This window comes from Nonomuraea diastatica, from assembly GCF_004349015.1.
GTDB classification, from domain to species: Bacteria; Actinomycetota; Actinomycetes; order Streptosporangiales; family Streptosporangiaceae; genus Nonomuraea; species Nonomuraea diastatica.
Genome location: NZ_SMKP01000319.1, coordinates 1 through 6,260, shown reverse-complemented (window position 1 = coordinate 6,260; position 6,260 = coordinate 1). Strand labels below are relative to the sequence as shown.

Genomic DNA, 6,260 nt, shown 5'->3' with positions numbered 1-6,260 from the left:
GCAGGCGGGCCCAGCGCTTCGCGCTGGGCCATGCATGGCTTGAGGCCGGGGCGCTAAAGCGCCCCGGGTGAAGATCGTGGCACGAGGGTACGTGGTTCTCCTCGCGGCAATCTCCTTCCCCGCTTCGCGGGGAATTAGTTAGCTTCGCTAACTAATAACCTCTCTACTGCTCGGGTTACCTGGGGTTTTCCCTTAGGCTATGTGCCTAATGGGCTCCGGTTTCAACCCGCTGGGGATCATCATACGGGCCTCTTGCCTGGCCACGCTTCGTAGGTTGCTGCCCTCCCCATCGTGGACCCCGGGGCCTCTCACGGGAGCGAGCGAGTGCGCAGGAGCGGCTTTCTGAGGGGTGTGTGCAACCTCCATCCTAATCTAATTAGATCTAATATATTTAACAGGTTCTATATATCTAGTCATCTGAATAGATGTAATAGATGCGATAAGCGCAATCGACTTCTCTGCGAATCTCGGCCCCTGCCGGCCCTCGGCGTGAGTGGATTTACCGCCGGATCGTTCCGGCAACCGTGACCGCTCCCCCCTTCGCACGGCGCGTTGCCGACGGGCCGCTCTGAGGAGCCTTGCCCGGTAAGTACTTCGACTTCGTGGACCAACCCGATGGGGCCGTTCACGCCCCACGCGCGAGCTCGGGCCGTCCCACCTTGCGCACGTCTTTCGCTCCGAGCCCTAAAGGGCTCTGCCCGTCCTCATCGCGTGCCGCAAACAAGGGCTCGCCGGTGATGCTGGCATCCCGTCAAGCGCCCCCGACGGGCGAGGGGGAAGCCGCAGTGATGGCCTGCCGGTGAGAAGGTATGCCGTTCCTCCCACCTCAGAGTGCCAGGGCGGGCCTCGGGGTGTTCCCTGCAATGGGAAGCATTGACTCCATCGAGGAGAGATGTATTCTAATATTAATTAGAAGTTGGAGGACAACATGGATGCGCTGTACTAATCGCCATCGGATGCCTTCTCACCGCCCGCATCCCAGCCGACGCCCTCTACGCGGCCCTGACCGCGCTCGGCCGCGCGCCGATCCTGCCCGACGCCCCGGCGCCGACCCCGACCGCCCCCGGCTGCTCGGCGTGCTCCTGGCCGCCGTGGAACACGAAATCTTCCTGCAGGTGGCCAACCAACCCGACATCGTCGCCGACATCCACCACGGATACATCGCCCAACTCAGCGGCGACCACGACGGCGGCACCCAGCTCCGGCTCGCCACCACCAGCCGACTCGGCCTCCACGACGACGCCACCCTGCGGCAGATGCTCCGCGACACCAAGAAGGACCTCCAAGCCGCCCGGCAAGCCTACGAAGACGCGCTGCGCCACCTGCGCAAGGCTGGCGCCAACATCTAACCTCAACCAGACCTGGCAGAACACGCCAGCCACCCCGGCTGATCACGACAAGACATGCACACTGCATGCGCGCTGGACAGACCAGATCACGATGACGACCGTCCGGTGCGGCTGCCAACGCCTGAAATGGCGGCCGGCGAGCCGCCGGAGGGCCAGGGAAACGCGCGCTCCTGGCGGGATCGTCCGCCGAGATCCCCCACCGAAGGACGAGCGTTTGCTCAAGGCGATGCCACAGGTGGGCGGGACGATCCAGGTGGATGGCGGTAGGGCGAAGAACCGCCCGGCGCCGCAGCCGCAGGGGAGCTTCACCAGCGCCGCCGACGGAGCCTGTCCCCCGCGCCTTCGGATTGTGAGATGGTGCTCAAACAAATGTGAGATGGTCGCGCTTCGATTGTGAGACGGCGCCCGGTGAGATGGCGAACGCGCCGCGGCGCTCTTCTGCTCCTTTCAGATGACGTCCGCAGCCGCGGTGGTGTAGTCGCCAGCGACTACACCACGCCACAGGAAGCACCGTGGCCACGCTTCCTCGAGGGCCGCTAGCGAGTCGCCCTCGAGGAAGCGTCGCCCACCCGGCCCAACAAAGACTCGCCGACGAACCCGCACCGTACACGCTCGCACCTCATCCACCGCCCCCACGCCCCTGCCGCTCCTGCCGCTCCTCCCGCGCACGAGCTCGTGCCCGCGCCAACGACGTGGCCCGCGCCAGCGCCTCCCGAGCCGCCTCGATCTGAGCCTCGCTCGGGCCGGCCGCCGTCTCCGGCTCCGTCGCCCAGCGGGTCTGGTCGATCTGCTGCTCGGCTTCCGCGTCGGCGCGCTTGCCCCGCCAGTTCTCGTCCGGCCTCCACTCGCGGCGACGCCTGGCGACTTCATGCTCCCGCTCCTGCATCGCCCGCGCCGCCTGCGGCGACGTGGCGGCCAGCCACATGCGGGCCAAGGCCGCCCACTGACGCGCGTCCGTCATCCCGACCTCCGCGCCCGCCAGGCGGCGATCATCGCTTCCTCGGCCGCCTCCTTCTCCTGGCTGCGACGCTCCAGCTCCGCACGAGCGGCGCGGTAGTCGGCGGTCGGCCCGGCCGCCGGGGCCGCAGGCTGCGGCTCCACGGTCTCGAGACCCGCCGCGGCGGCAATAGGCTCGGCAGCCGGGCGCGGCGCGGGCACCCAGCCAGCCACCGCCGCCATCCGCGCCCACTCCTGGCGGCGCTCCTCCTGCTCAGCGCGCCGGCGGGCGTCGACCGCCGCGCGGCGCTGCGACGGCAACGGCAGCACCTGGCCGTCCGGCCCAGTCCACGCCGCCAGCCGGTGCCGCACCCAGCCCGCCGGATGCCGGATCTCGGCCGTGCTCGACCACGTGTACGTCCACCGGCTGTCGTCCTCACGCACGTCCAGCGCATGCAGCACATCCGCCACCGTCGCGCCCGCCTCGAGGAAGGGCTTGAGCAGCCACCGCAGATACCAGGCCGTCATCAACCGCAGCACAGGCGACTCCTGGCGGAGCCGTTCGCAGGCCGCGAGTCTGTCTCGTTTAGTCCGGGGCGTCGCGTGCAGGTGCCAAGTCGGTGAAATGCGGGAATGATCACGGAAGCGGCGGCGTGGTGTCTCACCTGCGCGCGTGGGAGCTGTTCCTTTTCTCTCAGGGAGAGAAAAGGAAGGGGGTTCACTTGTGCGTTTATGCAGGCCAAAGCGCTGATCGTTAGCGAAAGGACGGCGCGGTACACACAGCACCCACACCGCCGCCCGGTTGCCGAACCCGTCATCACACAGGCCCCCGTACGTGCCCTTCCGGAACTTCACGGTGGAGCCCTGCTCGACGACGCCGAGCCAGCCGCGCACGCGCAGCCAGCGCACCCACCGCTTCACGGTCGGTTTGGCCAGCCCTGTCACCTCGACGATCTTCGCGATCGTGGGGCGCGAGCACATGGTGCTCCAGTCCGCGCCCCAGACGATGAGGTTGGCGACGCGAAGGAGGTTGGCGTAGCCGTCATAGCGGAGCCCCAGGACCTCCGGGTCCCCCTTGAGGCCACACAGCCATTCCTGTTGAGAGCCGGCCCGGCGCATGCCGCGCGGCACCGACGCGGCGATCAGGGCCTTCGACAGCGACCAGGCAAGGGACGACCTGTCCGACACGCCGGTGAGCACAGTCCAGCGCGCGCCGCCCCTGCGCTGCCGAGTGGGCGTTTTGGTGGCACGTGTCGGACACGCCACGGTTCCGGATTCGGGGCATGCTGGCATGGCCCCTTGTGCAGATGCCATAATGGCGATTGCCTTTCTGATGGACAGGAGGCACGACAAAGCCCGACGCGGCGCTCTCCAGGCGTCAGGTCGGTAATAGGTTCGGACGATCTTCCTTGTCGCTCAGCTCTCACTGGTTTGGTCGCCCTGTGAGCCGAACGACGCAGTGGATCGCTCGCCAGAGAAATGCCCCGCCCTGCGGGGCTTTCTTATGTTCTGGGGGTCTCCTTCACGCAGCCGCGCCAGCCGTATGGCTAGGCGGCCACCTTCTCGTCTCGGGGTTCTTCGCGATCGAGCGGAAGCTGCTGCTGCTCGTCATCGGTACGCCCGTTACCCAGGCCGAGCGCCACGACCAGCAACTCCTCGACAGCACGGGAGAGAGAGCCCTGGCTGGCAGCTAGAGCCTTCACAGCGTCGGCGACATCCTCTCGCTCGTAGCGCAGGGTGTGCTTGTAGACCACCGTGGCGTCGGGTCCGGGTTTGCCTCTGCTCATGGTCGCTTATCATGGCGCATCTGCGATTCGCGGTTCCACCATTGCGCGGGTGTGTCGCGTAACAACTCGGCGTGTTTTTGATCATCGTACGCGCCCTCTCGATCGGGCGCACAGGCTCGCTCCTCACGTCGGGCACCCACGCCCAGCCCTCCACGCCGGCGCCGCCGGTGAGTCGGCAGGCGCTGGCATCGAACCGGCCCGACGCCCACTGGCCGTGAAGGACGTCATCGACGCGCCGTGCTCGGAATACACCGACCGTCGCCGCGGCGTGCCGTCCGACCCGCCGGCCATTCACATGGCAGCCCAGCGCTCTACGGGGCCCGCCCAGGCCCGCGAGCGCCGCCCAAGAGTCACCGGAGGACCGGACCGCGCCCCTGAGGGTTACAGACGGGCTGAATCACGGCCGACGGCGGTTGGCGTCGCCTTCCGACGCTGGAGTGGATCATCCGGCGCGGGGCACGGGGAATCCGACCTGGCGCACATCCCGTGCCCGCTCTCACCGCTACAGTCGGCAGCCCCTGCTTCCAGCCCCTGCGCGCTGGCGCCGCGAGCGCCGGCCCCGCGGCACCGAGCTCACCGGCGGCCGCGGGCGAGACCGGCAACATCCGACCGCGGCCGCGCAGGCCGAAGACCGCGCGCCCCCGGAACTCACCAGAGGGCCGACGTCGACGCCAGGACACCGGCCCTCCGCGGCCGCAGGCGACCACCTCACCCTTCGCTTCAGGACCCACGTCAACGAGGACGCCGGGCCTTGGATACGCACGAATGTCGGCGGCGACCTCGGCACGCGACCCCGGTCGAGGTCGAGGCACCCCCGCCGAGCTGCCCCAGGCGCTGGCGCGCGGCGCCGAGCTCACCGGCGGCCGGCCGCGCCAGCTGCAGGACGCCGCCAACCCAGGGCTGGCCATCACACCTGACCACTCGAGGTAAGCCCCCGGGAGCTACCCGCCAACGGCGCTAGGGGCTTGCCGGCAACGCGCGAGCCACCGCGAACCGCAGTACGCGGCGCCTATTGCGCCCAGAACCGTACTCCAGTCTCCGGCGCCATTCGCCACCAACCCTCCCGGACGGGCTCCAGCTTCTGTCGCCGGGACGCCGAGCGCCACCTGCTGCCGCGGCCACCGGTGAGCCAGCGGCCCTCGAGGAACCACGTCACCCGGGCGCTCGAGGCGGACGTCGCCGACATTCGCCAACGATTCCGAACCCGCCGCCGCCCAGCCCTACCTGCCACGACTGAGCACCACCGTGGCTCACCGGGTCATCCGAGGCCCCGCCCCCGACCTGTTCCCGGACACTCAAGATGAGGATGAACGCGACGTCCAAGGCGAGGATGTGGCGATGTGAGAAGACCCCGGCAGCGTGAGCTGGCGGGGTCTTGGTGTGCGGGTTGGCGGCTTGATGTGCGTCTTGTCGCTGGGGTTGCCTGTTCAGAGGTTTCTTTGAACCATCACCGTCAGTAGGACTGAGTTATGATCGCGGACTTACAAACACGGGCTCCTGCGTAATCACGGTTGGTCGGGGTTTACCCGTCCTGCGGGGATTCCGGCCAGTACGGGACCGCCTGCTGTGCGGCGGCCGCGATGGCGGCGCCATCGAGTTCGACGATGCTCAGCTCGATACCGCCGATGGGCCACTCCACAGCGAGTTCGAAGCTCTCCTGGGGCGGCGAGGGCCAAAGCCACAGCCCCATGGTCATGACACCTGCGTCCTCGTCACCGCTCCGCATGGACATGCCAGGGAACAGCATGGAAAGTTGCGGACCTGGTGGCGGATCCTGCGGGAGTTGTGTTCTGTCCAGACGTTGTCCGACGGTGGTGGCCTTGGCTCCATCCGCGAAGCGAACACCGAACCGTAGTAGTTGGTCCGGTAACGGCTGATCGGCCCTCACGCCAGTGATCATATGAGGAAACACAGAGAGCTGGAGGGCCTGGAAGTCGTCGGGGGACAGAGTTTGTCGCCTCGTGACGATGTCCACGTTTATCAGGCAGCCGATGCTGAATGCCTGGATCGTTGGCAAGGTGATGGCGGCATTCGGGGTGCGGGCCAGCGCCAGTCCGCTAATACGGCAGCCGCATTTCGCTAGCTGAGCAGGGCATATGCGGTGGCCAGGCGGGCGCGTTGGTGGAACCAGCGGGCGCGGGCCTGGTGTCGTCGTCGCCAGGCTGACCAATGGGCGGCGTGCAGGAGT

At 67.8% G+C, this 6,260-nt stretch carries 6 protein-coding genes; 2 read left to right on the top strand and 4 right to left on the bottom strand.

Features of this window, described 5'->3' with window-relative positions; genetic code table 11:
• The first annotated feature begins 1,091 nt into the window (after positions 1 to 1,091).
• Positions 1,092 to 1,349 carry a hypothetical protein gene (locus tag E1294_RS50495; protein WP_132520035.1) on the top strand — a complete coding sequence of 86 codons (258 nt, stop codon included), beginning with the start codon at positions 1,092 to 1,094 and terminating at the stop codon, positions 1,347 to 1,349.
• Between the two features lie 619 nt (positions 1,350 to 1,968).
• Here E1294_RS50495 and E1294_RS50490 read toward each other — a convergent pair.
• From E1294_RS50490 to E1294_RS50480, 3 genes are all read right to left on the bottom strand, one after another.
• Positions 1,969 to 2,310, bottom strand: a complete 342-nt coding sequence (locus E1294_RS50490; protein WP_132520032.1) for a hypothetical protein — start codon at positions 2,308 to 2,310, stop codon at positions 1,969 to 1,971.
• Positions 2,307 to 3,473: a hypothetical protein gene (locus E1294_RS50485; RefSeq protein ID WP_132520029.1), complete on the bottom strand. Its 1,167-nt coding sequence runs from the start codon at positions 3,471 to 3,473 to the stop codon at positions 2,307 to 2,309. Before E1294_RS50485 ends, E1294_RS50490 begins: the two co-directional genes overlap by 4 nt.
• Positions 3,474 to 3,832: 359 nt before the next feature.
• The gene (locus E1294_RS50480; protein ID WP_132520026.1) at positions 3,833 to 4,072 is read right to left on the bottom strand and encodes a hypothetical protein; all 240 of its coding nucleotides are present in this window, start codon (positions 4,070 to 4,072) and stop codon (positions 3,833 to 3,835) included.
• Positions 4,073 to 4,837: 765 nt separating this feature from the next.
• Here E1294_RS50480 and E1294_RS53890 point away from each other — a divergent pair.
• Complete coding sequence (locus E1294_RS53890) at positions 4,838 to 5,002, top strand: hypothetical protein (protein WP_165977943.1); 165 nt, start codon at positions 4,838 to 4,840, stop codon at positions 5,000 to 5,002.
• A 592-nt stretch (positions 5,003 to 5,594) separates the two neighbouring features.
• On the opposite strand, the gene E1294_RS50475 is transcribed toward E1294_RS53890, so the two are convergent.
• Positions 5,595 to 6,047 (bottom strand): hypothetical protein, encoded by a 453-nt coding sequence (locus E1294_RS50475; RefSeq protein ID WP_132520023.1) that lies wholly within the window; start codon positions 6,045 to 6,047, stop codon positions 5,595 to 5,597.
• Positions 6,048 to 6,260: the final 213 nt, after the last annotated feature.

Excerpts from the sequence above, each read along its gene's own strand:
- E1294_RS50490 (WP_132520032.1), bottom strand. The coding sequence starts at position 2,310 with ATGACGGACGCGCGTCAGTGGGCGGCCTTGGCCCGCATGTGGCTGGCC.
- E1294_RS53890 (WP_165977943.1), top strand. The coding sequence starts at position 4,838 with ATGTCGGCGGCGACCTCGGCACGCGACCCCGGTCGAGGTCGAGGCACC.
- E1294_RS50480 (WP_132520026.1), bottom strand. The coding sequence starts at position 4,072 with ATGAGCAGAGGCAAACCCGGACCCGACGCCACGGTGGTCTACAAGCAC.